The following is a 15,601-nucleotide window of genomic DNA, read 5'->3' on the forward strand; positions in this document are numbered from 1 at the left end:
GCTACATATCCAGACCGATATCGAGGACGCGCACCGAGTGCGTCAGCGCCCCCACCGCCAAGTAGTCCACGCCGGTTCGGGCGTAGGTCGCCGCTGTCTCCAGGCTGAGCCCGCCGGACGACTCGAGCAGCACGGTGGGTGCACGGGCATCACGGCGCTGCACCGCCGTCTGGGTCTGCCACACCGGGAAGTTGTCCAAAAGGATCAATTCGGGCTTTTCGGGCAACACCGCATCCAGTTGCTCGAGCGAGTCGACCTCTACCTCGCAGGGCAGCTCGGGCGCGGCAGTGCGCACCGCCCGCAACGCCTCGACCACCGATCCCGCGGCCGCGACGTGGTTGTCCTTGATCAACGCCGCATCCCCCAGGCCCATCCGGTGATTGACGCCACCGCCGACGCGTACCGCATATTTCTGCAACGCACGCAGACCCGGCAAGGTCTTGCGGGTGTCGCGGATCTTGGCCTTGGTGCCGTGCACCGCGTCGACCCAGGCCGCGGTCGCCGTGGCGATTCCCGACATGTGGCAGACCAGATTGAGCATGGTGCGCTCGGCGGTCAGCAGTCCGCGCACGTCGGCCCGGAGGGTCAGCAACGGCTCGCCCCGCTGCAGCCGGGCGCCGTCATCGACGCGGTGCAGCACCCGGTATCCGGGCTTGCCGATCACCTCGTCCAACACCATCAGGGCGACGTCCACTCCGGCGATCACCCCAACTTCCCGGGGAACCATCGACGCTGTGGCCACCGCGCCGGCGGGCACCGTCGCGATCGTGGTGACGTCCGGCCCGAAGCTCAAGTCCTCATCGAGTCCGCGCCGAATGATCTCCCGAGCGGCATCCCGCTCCCGATCAGACAGCGCCATCAGCCCACCGCAGCCAACGCCGGCACACCCACCGTGTGGTGGTCATCGGCCAACCGAACCACGATGCTGCGCGCCTGCTCCGGGGTGGCGTCCGGGTACTCGGCACGATGGTGACAGCCGCGGCTTTCGGTGCGCGCCAAGGCGGCGGCAGCAACGACGCGGGCGGCAACCGCCAGCGACACGTCTTCGAAATCCCGACGGCCCGCGACTCTGCGCACCGGTCCGGCCAGCGATCCGGACAGCCGCTGCAGCCCGTCCGCGGTGCGCACCACTGATGCTTCCCGACTCATCGCCCGTTGCAGCTCGGCACGCTCCGGGGCAGTGTGCAGGATCGGCTCAGGCAAGCTCGCGCGGCGCCGTCCGACTGCCGCCGCATGTGCGGCCGCAGCCCTTCCGGCCCGGCCGCCGACAACAAGGCCTTCGAGCAGGCTGTTGGAGGCCAGCCGATTGGCGCCGTGCATCCCGGTGCGGGCAACCTCACCGGCGGCGAACAACCCCGGCAGTTCGGTCTGGCCGGATACATCGGTGACGACGCCGCCGCAGCTGTAATGCGCGCCCGGGACCACCGGGATGGGCCGACGGACCGGGTCGATGCCGACGGCACGGCACGAGGCGGCGACCGTCGGGAACCGCGATTCGAAACCGTCGATGCCACGCGCGTCGAGGTAGACGCACGGATCGCCGGTGGCCCGCATCCGTGCGTCGATGGCAGCCGCGACGACATCGCGGGGCGCCAGGTCACCCATCGGATGTACGCCTGCCGTAATGGAACGGCCTTGGCGGTCAAGCAATTTCGCGCCTTCACCGCGCAGTGCCTCGCTGACCAGCGGGCACCGGCCGCCGCTGCCCACCGCGTAGAGCATCGTCGGATGGAATTGGACGAACTCGAGGTCGCTGACCGCCACACCGGCCCACAACGCCAGCGCGATGCCGTCGGCGGTGGAGCCGTCGGGGTTGGTGGTCGCGCTGTACAACTGCCCGAGCCCGCCGGTGGCCAGGATCACCGACGGAGCACTGATGATGCCGACACCGCGCGGGCTGAGCACCAACACGCCGGTCACCGCGGCGTCGTCGTGGAGCACCCGCATGACCACATGGCCGCCGCGGATGTCCAGCGCCCCGGCCGCGTGATCGAGCGCCCGCTGAACCTCAGCGCCGGTGGCATCGCCACCGGCATGCACGATGCGTCGCTGCGAGTGCCCGCCTTCACGCGTGAGCGCCCAACGGCCAGCCGAAATTTCGTCGAATCGCGCTCCGTCGCCGACGAGTTCGGTAACCGCACGGTAGCCGTCGGCGACGATCGAGTACACCGCGCCATCGTCGCACAAGCCGGCCCCCGCGGCCAGCGTGTCGGCGACGTGAGCGTCGACAGAATCGTCGGTGTCCGGCAACACCACCGCTATCCCGCCCTGCGCGTAATGTGTCGCGGTCACTCCGACCAGCTGGGCCGCCTTATTGAGCACCACAACGCTGCGGCCCGCGCGATGGGCCGCCAGCGCGGCGGCCAGGCCAGCCACGCCGGTACCGACCACAACGACGTCGACGGCATCGCGCCAGGCTGGCGCGGTCCTCATTCGCCACCGCCAGGTTGTCCGATTTCGATCATCCGCTGAACACTGCGCCGGCCGGCGGCCGCGACGTCGGGATCGACATGGACTTCGTCGGCCCCCTCCACCAGACAACGCAACAAAGCCGCGGGCGTGATCATCTTCATGAACTTGCACGACGCACGGTCGTTGACCGCCTGAAAGTCGACTTTTGGCGCCGCCCGCCGCAGTTGATGCAGCATTCCGACCTCGGTGGCGACCAGCACCTTGCGGGCACTGGTTTGGCGGGCCGCGTCCAGCATTCCACCGGTGGACAGAATCTTGACCCGCTCCTGGGGGAAGGCGCCTTCTCCGGCAAGGTAGAGCGCCGAGGTGGCGCAGCCACATTCCGGATGCACGAACAATTCGGCATCGGGATTGGCACGCGCCTGGCCGGTGAGCTCTTCACCGTTGATCCCGGCGTGCACGTGGCATTCGCCGGCCCATACGTGCAGATTCTGGCGACCGGTCACGCGGCGCACGTGGGCACCGAGGAATTGGTCCGGGCAGAACAGCACCTCACGATCGGGGTCGATGGAGGCGACCACATCGACTGCGTTCGACGAGGTGCAGCAGATATCGGTGAGCGCCTTGACCTCGGCCGTGGTGTTGACGTAGGAGACGACGACCGCGCCGGGGTGTTCAGCCTTCCAGGCACGCAATTCGTCAGCAGTGATCGAGTCGGCCAGTGAGCAGCCGGCCCGTTGGTCGGGAATCAGCACTGTCTTTTGCGGGCTGAGGATTTTTGCGGTCTCGGCCATGAAGTGCACCCCGCAGAAAACGATGGTGTCTTCGGGCGCATCGGCGGCGATGCGCGACAGTGCCAGCGAATCCCCGATGTGGTCGGCGACGTCTTGAATGGCGGGCAGCTGGTAGTTGTGGGCCAGTATCGTGGCTCCGCGCAATCGCGCCAGCCGACGCACTTCCGCGGCCCACTGCGCGTCACCGTCGACCCCGGTGTAGCCGGTTGATGTATTGGTGACCCGAGCGGTCATGTCGGTGATGCCCGTGCCGAGCGTGTCCATGCGACTCAAGACCGTCACGGCGGCTCCTTTCGCGCCAGCAGGTTTTCGACTTACAATCGAAAACATGCCCCATGGTAACACCGCGCATGAAGTGCTGGCCGTCGTATTCCAGGTTCGCCTGGTCACCGCCGGCACGGAACAACGGTCAAAGGCCGAAAAACCACAGCTCAACGTGCTGTTATGGCAACGCGCCCAGGACCCGCAAAAGGGCGCGTGGTCACTTCCGGGGGGACGGATGCGCAACGACGAGGATTTGACGACCTCGGTTCGCCGCCAACTGGCCGAGAAAGTCGATCTCCAAGAGCTATCCCATCTCGAACAGCTTGCCGTGTTCTCCGATCCGCATCGGGTGCCGGGCACTCGGGTGATCGCGTCGACCTTCCTGGGGCTGGTTCCCTCCCCCGCCACCCCCGAGTTGCCCGAAGACACCCGCTGGCATCCGGTGAATTCCCTGCCACCGATGGCCTTCGATCACGGGCCGATGGTGGCCCATGCTCGCGCCAGGCTCGTCGCCAAAATGTCGTACACCAATATCGGGTTCGCTTTGGCTCCCAAAGAATTCGCGCTGTCCACGCTGCGCGGCATCTACGGTGCCGCGTTGGGCTATCAAGTCGATGCCACGAATCTGCAGCGGGTCCTGGCGCGTCGCAAGGTGATCACGCAGACCGGTACGGTGGCCCAATCCGGGCGCAGCGGCGGCCGCCCGGCGGCGCTGTACCGGTTCACCGATTCGCAGCTGAGGGTCACCGACGAATTCGCCGCATTGCGGCCCCCCGGCCAGGCCTGAAAGTTCCGGCACGACGGCTTCGGCTTCCGCAGCTTTTCCGGGCAGGCGTGTCGGCAAGGATCGCGGTCTCACCGGAGCTGATTGCCCAGCTCACTGATTGTGACGAGCGGCACGCCGCCTCCTTGTCGCTCCAGCGACCGACGATGCCGTAAGTTGCATAAGAACTGAGTAAGGCTATATAAGAGGTAGCTAAGAGGCGCTGGCCGCCGTCGAGGTGCCGGCGCCTGACTATGACTGGGCTCATTGCGCTGTCTCCTGGTCCGGGACGGATTGATGCGCGAGACGCCAAGGCCGAGAAGGGAGCCTGATGGTTAGCGTCGGCAATCTGGCAGATGCGCGCGCCGCGGAATGGATCGGCCGACCCTCGCATGAGGAGTTGCAACGCAAGGTGCGCCCACTGCTGCCGTGCGACGATCCCTTTTATCAGCCGCCGGCGGGCTACCAGCATGCCGAACCCGGAACGGTACTGAGATCACGTGACGTCGAGCTGGCGTTTCTGGGTCTGATACCGCAATCCATCACCGCGACCCAGCTGCTGTACCGGACGACCGATATGAACGGCAACCCCGAGGCGACGGTGACCACGGTCATCCTGCCCGCCGAAGTTGCACCGGGGCAGACCTGTCCGCTGTTGTCGTACCAGTGTGCGATCGACGCCATATCCTCCCGATGCTTTCCGTCCTATGCGCTGCGGCGCCGGGCCAAGGGCCTCGGATCATTGACTCAGCTGGAGCTGTTGTTGATCACCGCCGCCGTCGCCGAGGGCTGGGCGGTATCGGTACCCGACCACGAAGGCGTTCGAGGACTGTGGGGGGCTCCGTACGAGCCCGGCTACCGCGTGCTCGACGGCATCCGGGCGGCCCTGAATTCGGAACGTCTCGAGTTGTCCCCGTCGGCGCCCATCGGGCTGTGGGGCTACTCGGGCGGCGGCCTGGCGAGCGCCTGGGCCGCTGAAATGTCTGGGGACTACGCGCCGGAACTGGACATCGTCGGGGCTGTGCTGGGATCACCGGTCGGCGACCTAGGTAACACTTTCCGCCGGCTCAACGGCACCCTGCTCGCTGGACTGCCCGCGCTGGTGGTGGCTGCGCTCGCACACACCTATCCCGGGCTGGACCGGGTGATCAGGCAACACGCCAACGACGCCGGGGTCGACCTGCTCAAGCGGCTGGAGGGGATGACAACCATCGAGGCGGTCATCCGCACGGCGAACAAGGACTTGGGCGACTATTTGGACGAGCCGCTCGAGGACGTCCTGTCCACCCCCGAGATCGTGCACGTGTTCCAGGACATCAAGCTGGGTGCCGCGGTACCGGCACCGCCGGTCCTGATCGTGCAGGCGGTCCACGACTATCTCATCGACGTTGACGACATCGACGCGCTGGCCGAGGCGTATTCGGCCGGCGGCGCCAGAGTCACCTACCATCGGGATGCCTTCAACGAGCACATGGTGCTGCACCCGCTGTCGGCTCCGATGACACTGCGCTGGCTCACCGATCGGTTCGCCGGGCGGCCGCTGAGCGAACATGTCATCCGGACTACCTGGCCGACCATGTTCAACCCGATGACCTACGCCGGGATGGCCCGACTGGCCGTCATTGCCGCCAAGGTCATCACCGGGCGTAAAGTCCACCGCCGGCCGCTCTGACGGCGGTTAAGCCACTCCGGCTTCTGACACCGGCTCGGTCGACGCGTTTGCCGCCTGCTCACCGACCGGACGGCGCCCTAAGTCGTCACGTGCGGTCCCGGCCGCAATCAACGCGTACACCAGTGACGCGATGGCCGCCGGCGACAGCAGCGTGGCCGCCACCAGCGCCGGCCGCCAGGCAAAGAACACCGGCGGCGCCTGCGTGACGTACGTCAATGAATGATCGCCGCTTGCCAGCGGCACGGTGTCGAAATCCAGCGTGCCGTAACGCAACCGAACCAGCAACGCCCCCACCGCCGCCGCTGCCGCGGCGGCGGCGATCAAGCCGAGCGAAAGCGCGACGACCATCCCCGGTCCCCGGTGTTCGCGCCACTGCCACACCAGCACTGCCGCCACCACCGCCACCACACCCGACAGTCCGAGCATCAAAAACGGGGCGATGAAGAAGTTCTGCGATTCTTCGCCCAAATAGTCATGCACCCGCTCGCCCGCCCGGGTGAGCGCCACAACCGCATGGATCGGTGGCGCCACCCATGCCCACAACGCACCGATCACCACACCGGTCAGCGACAAACCGAGCACCACGGTGATGGATGCACTTTTTCGGGATGCGCGATCGGCGCCGGACGACTCTGGACCGGCCGGCGCGCCGGCCGTCTGCGGCGCCGGCGGACACTGCGGCACGGATTCTTCGGTCACCGCTGCGCCTCCAGATCGGATGAATCCACCTGTCCGTGCCGGGAACATCGTGCCCGCCACCCATCGGGACGAACCTGCACGGTCATTCGCCGGCCGCACTCCGCACAGAACCGTGGTGGCTCGAGACCCAATTGAGCGGCTGTCGGCGTGGCCGTGCCCGCCGGTTGCCCGGTGTAGACGTTGTAGGCACCGCCACCGATCGGATCGCCCCGATTTTCGACCACGTTTGCCGCCTTCTCACAAGGTGGCGTTGAGCGCCTTGATCGGCATCTGTAGGTCGTCGAGCAGCTGCAGGTCGGCCTCGGCGGGGCGGCCAAGGGTGGTCAGGTAGTTGCCGACGATCACCGCGTTGATGCCGCCCAGAATGCCCCGCTTGGCACCAAGGTCGCCCAGGGTGATCTCGCGGCCACCGGCGAAGCGCAGCATCGTGCGCGGCAGCACCAGCCGGAAAGCCCCCACAGCCTTGAGCGCTTCGCTGGCCGGCAGCACCTCCAAGTCGCCAAACGGGGTTCCCGGGCGCGGGTTGAGAAAGTTCAACGGCACCTCGTCGGGGTTCAGCTCGGCGAGGTTGGCAGCGAATTCGGCCCGCTGCTCCAACGTCTCGCCCATGCCGAGGATGCCGCCGCAGCACACCTCCATGCCGGCGTCACGCACCATCGTCAGCGTCTGCCAGCGCTCCTCCCAGGTGTGTGTGGTGACGACGTTGGTGAAGTACGAGCGGGCCGTCTCCAGGTTGTGGTTATAGCGGTGCACACCCATCGCCGACAGCTGCTCCACCTGCTCGGCGCTGAGCATGCCCAGCGAGCAGGCGATGTTGATCTCGACTTCGTTGCGAATCGCCTCGATACCGGCCGCGACCTGGGCCAGCAGCCGGTCGTCGGGCCCGCGTACCGCGGCCACGATGCAGAACTCGGTGGCACCGGTCTTAGCGGTCTGCTTGGCCGCCTCGACCAGGCTGGGAATGTCCAGCCAGGCGCTGCGCACCGGGGAGCTGAACAGCCCCGACTGAGAGCAGAAATGACAATCCTCGGGACAGCCGCCGGTCTTCAGGCTGATGATGCCTTCCACCTCGACCTCAGGACCGCACCACCGCATCCGCACCTCGTGCGCCAGCCCCAGCAGCTCCTCGAGCCGCTCGTCGGGCAGCTGCAGCACCCGCAGCACCTGATCCTGGTTCAAACCCTCACCACGCTCCAGCACCTGCTGGCGGGCCTCGGCCAAAATGTCGGCCAGATTGTCCGGGTCGGGCACGCCCTGCTGGCCGGCGTCGGTCGTCGGTCGAATCGGCGCTTGAGTCACCAGGTACTCCCCTACATCTTTGTCGTATCCGAGCGTTCGGACCGCAGTTATGGCTCGGCGCCGCATGCGAATACGCGGCCCGAACCAAAACGGTGTTCAGGCTAGGGTAACGGGCTGCGCGGGCCCAACAGCTTGTGGGCATGCCGCCGCGGCACCCGCCGCTGGGTATCGCGCCTGCTTAGGCACCGTTTGGCGTGGGTACGGTGATCTTATTGGGCCATTTCGATGGCCTCCCAGTGAGAGCCCAACCGTGAACCCCATGACCAGTGACCTGCACGTCGAGTACGTGGCCCATCATGCTTTGTTGCTGGCGCTGCCGGCGTTTTTGCCCGCGGTCATCGTCGTCGGTGTGGTGCTCTACGTCGCCATGCGAGACCGGCGCGGCTGACGAAAACAGGATTGACGAGCGCTTCATCTGGGCATTCGGGATGCGGAAAGTGTCAGCGGCTCGCCGATGAGATCCCGCGGGCCCCGGCGTGAAGGCGATGGCGATGGATTTGACGGTTGTTGCGGAGGCCCCGCCGGCGCGCGGCGCCGACTTGAATCAAGTGATCGGGCTCTCGATCGCCGCGATGGTGATCAGCGTGGTGATGCTGTGGATCGGGTATGCGCACCGCAGCCACCGGATCGGCTGGCTCGCCCGGTTCGCCGACTGGATGGGAGTCAAATTCAAACGCCCCTCCTGGGTGGCGCTGCCGGTACTGGTGTTCACCACGTCGATCATCTGCGCGCTGTTCGGCTTCATCTGGGACGTCAGCTGGCACATCGGCAACGGCCGCGATCCCGGTCCGCTGGCAAACCCGGCCCACTACTTCATCATCATCGGCCTGTTCGGCGTGTTCCTGGCCGGCATGATCGCGGTGGCGCTGCCCTTCGACACGGCGGGCCCCGCGCCAGTGCGCATCACCCGCAACTGGCATGCTCCGGTCGGCGGTGTGCTGATGGCCGGCTGCGGACACTACGCGATGATCGGCTTTCCGCTCGACGATATCTGGCACCGCATCTTCGGCCAAGACGTCACGCTGTGGGGCCCGACCCACTTGATGATGATCGGCGGCGCCGGATTTTCCCTGTTCGCGGTGCTGATGCTGGAGTACGAAGGCGGCCGGACCATGGCCGAAGGGGGTACCGAACGCCGATTCGTGAAATTCTTGCGCTATCTGTCCTGCGGCGGATTGCTGATCGGCTTGTCCGTCTACCAGATCGAATACGACTTCGGTGTGGAGCAGTTCCGGCTGGTGCTGCAGCCGATGATGATCGCCGGCGCCGCGGCACTGGGGCTGGTGGTGGCTCGCATAACTTTGGGCCGTGGGGCCGCGATCGTGGCCGCGTTGTTTGCGATCGCGTTGCGCGGGGCTGTTGCCCTGCTGGTGGGACCCGTTTTGGGGGCTCCGACGAACTGGTTCCCGCTGTATCTGGGTCCCGCGGTGGTCGTCGAATTGCTGGCCTTGACGCCGGTGTTCAAGCGCCCGATCGCCTTTGGCGCTGTCGCGGGTCTGGGCGTCGGCACCGTCGGGCTCTGGCTGGAGTCCCTGTGGATCGGGGCGGTCTATCACTACCCGTGGCCGGTGAGCATGTGGGGCGAAGCGCTGGCGATGGCGGTGCCGGTGGCGGTGCTGGCCGGGCTTTGCGGGGCGATGACCGGCATGGTGCTCACCGGCCAACGCCTGCCGCGTCGCGGTATCGGGATCGCCGTCGTGGTGGTGACGGTGTTGGCGATCGGCGGCGCAGTGGCCAACGGACTGCACATCGTCGTGCCTCAACAGGCGACCGCGACCATCACATTGACCGACCGGCCCAGCGACCCGGGCAAGCGTATGGTGTCGGCCGATGTGCAGCTCAATCCACCCGACCTCGTGCGCGGTAATCCGGAATGGGTCACCATCCTGTCCTGGCAGGGCGGAATGCAAAACCACCAAGGTCTGGTGATCGACCGACTCGATCGAGTCGGCCCGGGACACTATCGGTCCACCCAACCGATTCCCGTCTGGGGCTCGTGGAAGACCCTGCTGAGGGTTCAAGACGGTTACACGATGACCGCCGTGCCGATTTACGAGCCGGCCGATGAGGCGATTCCGGCGGCCGAGGTACCGGCCCTGGCATCCAGCACCCGGCCGTTCGTCCAGGAAATCACCATCCTGCAGCGCGAACGCGACCAGAACACGCCGTTGTGGTTGTTCACCACGGGGTCGGTGGTGGTGCTGATCTTCACGCTGATGGTGATCGCGGCCCTGACCTGGGGTGCCGGGCGGATCAATGCCGCCGAGACCGCGCCCAAAGAGTCGGAAGAGGTGAAACAGCCCCTCCCGAGAGGGGCGTAACCCGATGATTCGTCGTATTGGCAGCACCATCTGGGTGGCACTGCTGATCTGGGGTTTGCTGGCCTGTGGCGCCTCACCCAGTCCGCCCCCCACCGCCGGCTTGGCGGTCAACGTCACCATCGCCAACGACCAGGTGACGCCGTCGAATGCCACCCTGCAAGTCCAAGGTCAAGGAGCTGATCACCCTGCGCGTCACCAGTGACGCCACCGATGAGCTGCACGTGCACTCGGTGCCCGATCACAAGTTCCAGGTCGCCGCCGCACCGAACCAGACATTTCAATTCAGCGTGGATGTGCTGGGCACTGTCGACGTCGAATTGCATCACCTCAAGCGCACCATCGCCACGATTCACGTTCAGCCGTGACCGGCGCCGGCAGCAGGGCAGTGCTGGCGCACGGCCTCGGCGGGTCGAGCGATCTGCCGGTGCCTTACGCCTATGCGATGGTCGGGGCGGCCCGGGGGTTGACGTTCACGTTTGCCCTCGTCGCGTCGGCGAGGCGGCAGCCGCGGTTCGACCCGGCAAAACCCGGACACCCGTTGCCCAGGGCGCTGACCACACTGGTTGATTCCCGCGTCACCCGGTGGACGGCTGCCGGGCTGGGGTTGGCATGGGCGGTGCTGGCCGGGATATGGGTCCGGCCACGGCCTGCTGGGAGCGTTCTACGTGCTGCTGTGGGTCGGGTTGGTTGCGGCGTCGCTGGTGTTCGGCCCGGTGTGGCGAGTGGTCTCACCGGTACGGACGGTGTATCTGCTGCTGCGGCGCTGCATTCCGGAGCGCATGGGCCGGCCGCGATTGCCCTATCCCGACGCCTAGGGGTACCGGCCGGCGGCGGCGGGCCTGTTCGCTTTCCTCTGGATGGAATTGGCCAGCCCCGAGTCCGCATGGCTGACCGCGGTGCGGACGTGGCTGCTGGTCTACGCCGTGGTGTTGCTGGGCGGGGCCTGGCTGTACGGTCAGCGCTGGTTGGCGCGGGCGGACCCGTTCGGCGGGTACAGCATCGCGGTATCGCGGCTGTCGCCGTTTCGCAGGAGTCCGTCCTCAGGGCGAATCGTCGTGGGCAATCCTTTCGACCATCTGCCGTCGCTGCCGGTGCGCCCCGGGGGTCGTCGCGATGTTGGCGGTGCTGCTCGGGTCGACGGCGTTCGACAGCTACTCGTCGTCGCCGACCTGGCGCAATTTCTCCGATCGGGTGTCCCAGGCCAGCCACGGTATCCCGGCGGCGGTGACCTCGTCGGCGCTGCGGACCGCCGGGCTGATCGTGTTCATTTCGGTTGTGGCACTGACATTTTCGTTCGCGGCGCGGGCGACCGGCGGGGTTGAGTCCGAACGGCGCCGGGCGCTGCCCGGCCAGATGGCGCAGTCGCTGATCCCGATCGTGGTGGGTTACATCTTCGCGCACTATCTGACTTACCTGGTGGAGCGTGGACAGCAGGCCGTCATCGCACTTGCCGATCCGTTCGGGCAACGGTCTAACCTGCTGGGGCTGGCGCACCTGAAGGTCGCGTAAGTGTTGTCCATGCACCCACCGGTGCTGGCCACGATCAAGGTCGGGTGCGTGGTCACCGGCACATCGTGGCGGTGGTCGCGGCACACGACAAGGCCCTGCGGCTGCTGCCGGCCGGCCATCAGCTCACCGGGCAACTCACCATGATGCTGGTCATGGTCGGTTACACGTTCGCCGGCTTGTATCTGCTGTTCGGCGGATAGTCAGCAGATCGGGTGCTCGAGCCGTTTGTTGCCCTCCCAGCGGCGCAAGCCGGCGAAACTGCCGTTGAGCTGCGCCGGGCGTCCCGCGATGCGCAGCGCTCGTCCCAGCTGGCCGCCACCGACGCGGCGGGCCAGCGTGACGTGCGCGGTCCAGTGACCGGGCAGGCTATTGGACATCGGCGCCGGCGCCGTATGCGGCAGGCAGACCCGGTGCACCTCGGCATGCAGTGCCAGCAGCTCGCTCGTCGGCACCACCAGGCGAGTGAACACCACGTTCGCGCGGCCGAAGAGCACCGGAGCGCCGATCGCACAGTTCAATGGCAGTTTGGCGGCAACCGGGCGCAACAACGCGTCGACATCGGAGTCGATGTGGTCGGCGACGGCCAACGTCACGTGCGGCCGGCTGGCCGGCGCCTGGCTGGGGATACCGGCGGCCGCCAGCTCGGCCCAGATACGGCGGATCGCCGCCTCGGTGTCTGGGTCGAAGACCAGCTCGATCGAGTGAACCATCAGGCGACCAGCGTTCTCACCCACTCGGGGTCGAACGTGGCCGCGCTGATGGCCGCGAAGTCTTCGGCCACCCCGGCGCCCGCTGGAAGTACTGCCCGCACCGGAGCCATCCGGGCCAGCGCTGACCGATTGGAGGTCTCGACCAAGCCGGGGTGGGCCGGCCAGCTGCCGATCACCAGTCCGGCACAGGAAACCCCTTGGGCGGCAAGCGCTTCCAGGGTAAGCGCAGTGTGGTTGAGGGTACCCAGTCCGGCACCGACCACCACCAGCACCGCGGCCCGCAGGGCGACGGCGAGATCCCGCAGTGTGACGCCGCCGTCGGCGAGTTCGACGAGCAACCCGCCCGCGCCCTCGACGAGAGTCAGCCGGCCCGGGAGGTCCAGACCCCTGATGAGCTGCAACACCTCATCGCGCGTGGGCAATGCCATCCCGGCCTGCGCCGCCGCCGCCACCGGCGCCATGGGCAGCGGGTAGCGCGCCAACCCGGCCAGCTCGGTCACCCCCGACAGCCGGCCCACCTCGGCCAGGTCGTCGTCGCCGGCGCCGGTGCCGGTCTGCACCGGCTTACACACCGCTACGTCGATGCCGGCCTGGCGCGCATGTGACGCCAGCGCCGCACTGGCGATGGTCTTACCGACGCCGGTGCCGGTCCCGGTGACGAGCACTACGGTCAACCGCGCGCCACAGCCAGAGCGTCGGTCAAGACCCGCCGAGCCAACTCCAGCTCGTCGGCACTCAGCGAGGCGCGCGCCGTCAGCCGCAACCGCGACGTCCCGTCGGGCACCGTCGGCGGGCGGAAACAGCCAACCTTGACGCCGGCGTCCAGGCAGGCCGCCGCGGTGGCCACCGCCACCTCCGGATCACCCAGCACCACGGACACCACCGCCGACTCCGGCGGTGACGGCACACCGCAGATCCCGGCAAGGCGGCGGGCATGTGCGAGGACGGCGCCTGGGCGCCACGGCTCGGCCTTCAGCACTCGCAGCGCGGCACCCGCTGCGCCCACCGCCGCCGGCGCCAGACCGGTGTCGAAGATGAACGGCCGGGCCGCGTCGATCAGATGAGCACGCACTGCCGCCGGCCCCAGAACCACGCCGCCCTGGCTGCCCAGCGCCTTGGACAACGTCGTCGTCATCACCACATCAGGCGCACCCGCCAGCCCGACTTCGTGCACCAGCCCACGCCCGCCGCCGCGCACCCCCAGACCATGCGCCTCGTCGACGACGAGCAACGCCCGGTGCCGACGGCACACCTCGTGTAGCTCGCGGATGGGCGCCAGGGTGCCGTCGGCGCTGAACACCGAGTCGGTGACGACGACGGCGCGCCGTTCGGAGCGCGATCCCAGTGCCGCCTGCACCGCATCAAGGTCGCGGTGCGGGGTGACGACCACGCGGGCCCGCGAAAGCCGGCAGGCATCCACCAGGGACGCGTGCGAGTAGGCGTCGGACACCAACAGCGAACCGGCACCGGTCAAGCTGACAACAGCCCCCAGGTTGGCGGTGTAGCCCGAGGAGAACAACAACCCTGACGAGGCGCCGACGTATTCGGCGAGCTCGGCTTCGAACTCCTGGTGCAGCTCGGTGTCGCCGGTGACCAGGCGGGAACCGGTGGCACCGGCACCCCACACTCGCAGCGCCTGGACACCGCCGTCGATGACATGGGGATGTTGGGACAGGCCGAGGTAGTCGTTGGATGCCAAGTCCAGTTCGGTGGCAACGGCGGGACGCGGCCGCAGCGAGCGCCGCAACCCGGCCGCGCGGCGCTGCCGCTCGACCTCGTCGAGCCACGCCAGCGGTGACGTCTCGATCGGTGCCCGCGGGGAGACGTTCATAGGCGTTCAGACTACGAGTCGCGCGACCTCGACCATCGCGGAGGTGATCTGCGCGATCTCGGCGGGCGGACAAATGTAGGGCGGCATCGCATAGACCAGGTTGCGGAACGGGCGTAGCCAGACACCATGGTCCAGCGCCACCGGGGTGGCGACAGTCAGATCGACCGGCCGGTCGCATTCGATGACGCCGATGGCGCCACACACCCGTACATCAGTGACCGCGGGCAATGCTCGGGCGGGCTCCAGCCCTGCGGTCAGTCCGGCCGCTATCTCGGCGATCCGCGAACGCCAGTCCTGTTCCAGCAGCACCTCGAGGCTGGCCACCGACACCGCACAGGCCAGCGGATTGGCCATGAAAGTGGGCCCGTGCATCAGCGCACCGGCCGCACCGGCGCTGATGGTGTACGCAATGCCGGTGGTACACAAGGTGGCGGCCAAGCTGAGATATCCGCCGGTGAGCGCCTTGCCCACGCACATGATGTCCGGGCTCACCCCGGCATGGTCGGCGGCGAACAGTTCGCCGGTGCGGCCGAATCCGGTGGCGATCTCGTCGAAGATCAACAACACCTCGTGGCGACGGCAGATGTCGCGCACGTCGCACAAGTAACGCGGGTCGTGGAAGCGCATTCCGCCCGCGCCCTGCACGACCGGCTCCACGACCACGGCGGCCAGCTCGCCGGCATGCTGGGCCAGCTGCACCTCGAACGCCGCGCCGTAGCCGGGGTCGTAGTCCCGCGGCACCTGCGGAGCGAACACCTGCCGGGCCAAGATGTCGGTCCACAGCGAATGCATGCCGCCGTCGGGGTCGCAAATGCTCATCGGCGTGAACGTGTCGCCGTGATAACCGCCCCGCCAGGTCATCAGCCGGTGCTTGCCGGGCCGGCCGCGGCTGCGCCAGTACTGCAGCGCCATCTTCACCGCGACCTCCACCGCCACCGAGCCGGAGTCGCTGAAGAACACCGTGTCCAGACCGGACGGGGTGAGCTCGACCAGCAGCCGGGCCAGCCGGGCCGCCGGCTCGTGGGTCAGGCCGCCGAACATCACATGGTTCATCGTGGCCAGCTGAGTGGTCAAGGCCGCATCCAGAACGGGATGGCCGTGACCGTGGATGGAGGTCCACCACGAACTCATCGCGTCGAGGACCCGGATCGGGTGGCCGTCGCGGATCAACGTGAGCCAGGCGCCGTGCGCGGCGACCGCCACGATGGGCGGCAGCGCCTCGGCGCCGATGGTGCTGTAGGGGTGCCAGAGGTGGGCGGCGTCGATCGCGCTGATCTGCTCGGGCGTCAACCCGGGCGTTACCGCGGCTGCCATGGAGACCGAGAGT

Annotated in this window: 14 protein-coding genes and 2 pseudogenes; 6 read left to right on the top strand and 10 right to left on the bottom strand. The window is 67.6% G+C overall.

Features of this window, described 5'->3' with window-relative positions:
* Window position 1 precedes the first annotated feature (1 nt).
* From nadC to nadA, 3 genes are read right to left on the bottom strand one after another with little or no spacing between them, the layout of a single operon-like run.
* Window positions 2-859 carry a carboxylating nicotinate-nucleotide diphosphorylase gene (gene nadC / locus CDN38_RS01140; RefSeq protein ID WP_075511324.1) on the bottom strand — a complete coding sequence of 286 codons (858 nt, stop codon included), beginning with the start codon at window positions 857-859 and terminating at the stop codon, window positions 2-4.
* A complete protein-coding gene (locus CDN38_RS01145) occupies window positions 859-2,433 on the bottom strand; it encodes an L-aspartate oxidase (RefSeq protein ID WP_075511323.1) in 1,575 nt (524 codons plus the stop codon). The genes nadC and CDN38_RS01145 overlap by 1 nt, the downstream gene beginning before the upstream one ends.
* Window positions 2,430-3,488 carry a quinolinate synthase NadA gene (gene nadA / locus CDN38_RS01150; RefSeq protein WP_075511322.1) on the bottom strand — a complete coding sequence of 353 codons (1,059 nt, stop codon included), beginning with the start codon at window positions 3,486-3,488 and terminating at the stop codon, window positions 2,430-2,432. The genes CDN38_RS01145 and nadA overlap by 4 nt, the downstream gene beginning before the upstream one ends.
* Before the next feature lie 46 nt (window positions 3,489-3,534).
* Here nadA and CDN38_RS01155 point away from each other — a divergent pair, with 46 nt between their 5' ends.
* Entirely contained in the window at window positions 3,535-4,257 is a 723-nt protein-coding gene (locus tag CDN38_RS01155; protein ID WP_075511321.1) for an NUDIX hydrolase, read from the top strand.
* Between the two features lie 307 nt (window positions 4,258-4,564).
* Window positions 4,565-5,905 carry a lipase family protein gene (locus CDN38_RS01160; RefSeq protein WP_075511320.1) on the top strand — a complete coding sequence of 447 codons (1,341 nt, stop codon included), beginning with the start codon at window positions 4,565-4,567 and terminating at the stop codon, window positions 5,903-5,905.
* A 6-nt stretch (window positions 5,906-5,911) separates the two neighbouring features.
* Here the strand turns inward: CDN38_RS01160 and CDN38_RS01165 are convergent, their stop codons facing one another.
* The 3 genes from CDN38_RS01165 to bioB are packed head-to-tail and all read right to left on the bottom strand — an operon-like array spanning window position 5,912 to window position 7,903.
* Complete coding sequence (locus CDN38_RS01165; RefSeq protein ID WP_075511319.1) at window positions 5,912-6,604, bottom strand: DUF2567 domain-containing protein; 693 nt, start codon at window positions 6,602-6,604, stop codon at window positions 5,912-5,914.
* Window positions 6,601-6,828 carry a biotin synthase auxiliary protein BsaP gene (bsaP, locus tag CDN38_RS01170; protein ID WP_075511318.1) on the bottom strand — a complete coding sequence of 76 codons (228 nt, stop codon included), beginning with the start codon at window positions 6,826-6,828 and terminating at the stop codon, window positions 6,601-6,603. Before bsaP ends, CDN38_RS01165 begins: the two co-directional genes overlap by 4 nt.
* Window positions 6,829-6,841: 13 nt before the next feature.
* Window positions 6,842-7,903, bottom strand: a complete 1,062-nt coding sequence (gene bioB, locus CDN38_RS01175) for a biotin synthase BioB (RefSeq protein ID WP_142361229.1) — start codon at window positions 7,901-7,903, stop codon at window positions 6,842-6,844.
* A 259-nt stretch (window positions 7,904-8,162) separates the two neighbouring features.
* On the opposite strand from bioB, the gene CDN38_RS31645 reads away from it, so the two are divergent.
* The 4 genes and pseudogenes from CDN38_RS31645 to CDN38_RS01190 all read left to right on the top strand — a co-directional run bounded on the left by CDN38_RS31645 (window position 8,163) and on the right by CDN38_RS01190 (window position 11,933).
* Window positions 8,163-8,291, top strand: a complete 129-nt coding sequence (locus tag CDN38_RS31645; protein ID WP_267888285.1) for a hypothetical protein — start codon at window positions 8,163-8,165, stop codon at window positions 8,289-8,291.
* A gap of 103 nt (window positions 8,292-8,394) precedes the next feature.
* Window positions 8,395-10,224, top strand: coding sequence for a V-type ATP synthase subunit I domain-containing protein (locus tag CDN38_RS01180; protein ID WP_180276271.1), 1,830 nt, complete (start codon window positions 8,395-8,397; stop codon window positions 10,222-10,224).
* 4 nt (window positions 10,225-10,228) lie between these two features.
* A pseudogene (locus CDN38_RS32080) lies at window positions 10,229-10,589 on the top strand (hypothetical protein).
* Window positions 10,586-11,933, top strand: a pseudogene (locus CDN38_RS01190) (hypothetical protein). The pseudogenes CDN38_RS32080 and CDN38_RS01190 overlap by 4 nt, the downstream one beginning before the upstream one ends.
* Here the strand turns inward: CDN38_RS01190 and CDN38_RS01195 are convergent.
* Genes CDN38_RS01195 through CDN38_RS01210 form a run of 4 tightly spaced genes read right to left on the bottom strand, consistent with a single transcriptional unit; the run spans window position 11,934 to window position 15,588 of the window.
* Window positions 11,934-12,443: a 2'-5' RNA ligase family protein gene (locus tag CDN38_RS01195; protein ID WP_075511317.1), complete on the bottom strand. Its 510-nt coding sequence runs from the start codon at window positions 12,441-12,443 to the stop codon at window positions 11,934-11,936.
* A complete protein-coding gene (bioD, locus tag CDN38_RS01200; RefSeq protein WP_075511316.1) occupies window positions 12,443-13,117 on the bottom strand; it encodes a dethiobiotin synthase in 675 nt (224 codons plus the stop codon). The genes CDN38_RS01195 and bioD overlap by 1 nt, the downstream gene beginning before the upstream one ends.
* Window positions 13,114-14,274: an 8-amino-7-oxononanoate synthase gene (locus CDN38_RS01205; protein WP_075511315.1), complete on the bottom strand. Its 1,161-nt coding sequence runs from the start codon at window positions 14,272-14,274 to the stop codon at window positions 13,114-13,116. Before CDN38_RS01205 ends, bioD begins: the two co-directional genes overlap by 4 nt.
* 6 nt (window positions 14,275-14,280) lie before the next feature.
* A complete protein-coding gene (locus tag CDN38_RS01210; protein WP_075511314.1) occupies window positions 14,281-15,588 on the bottom strand; it encodes an adenosylmethionine--8-amino-7-oxononanoate transaminase in 1,308 nt (435 codons plus the stop codon).
* Window positions 15,589-15,601: the final 13 nt, after the last annotated feature.

Origin of the sequence: Mycobacterium ostraviense (genome assembly GCF_002705925.1) — a bacterium.
GTDB classification, from domain to species: Bacteria; Actinomycetota; Actinomycetes; order Mycobacteriales; family Mycobacteriaceae; genus Mycobacterium; species Mycobacterium ostraviense.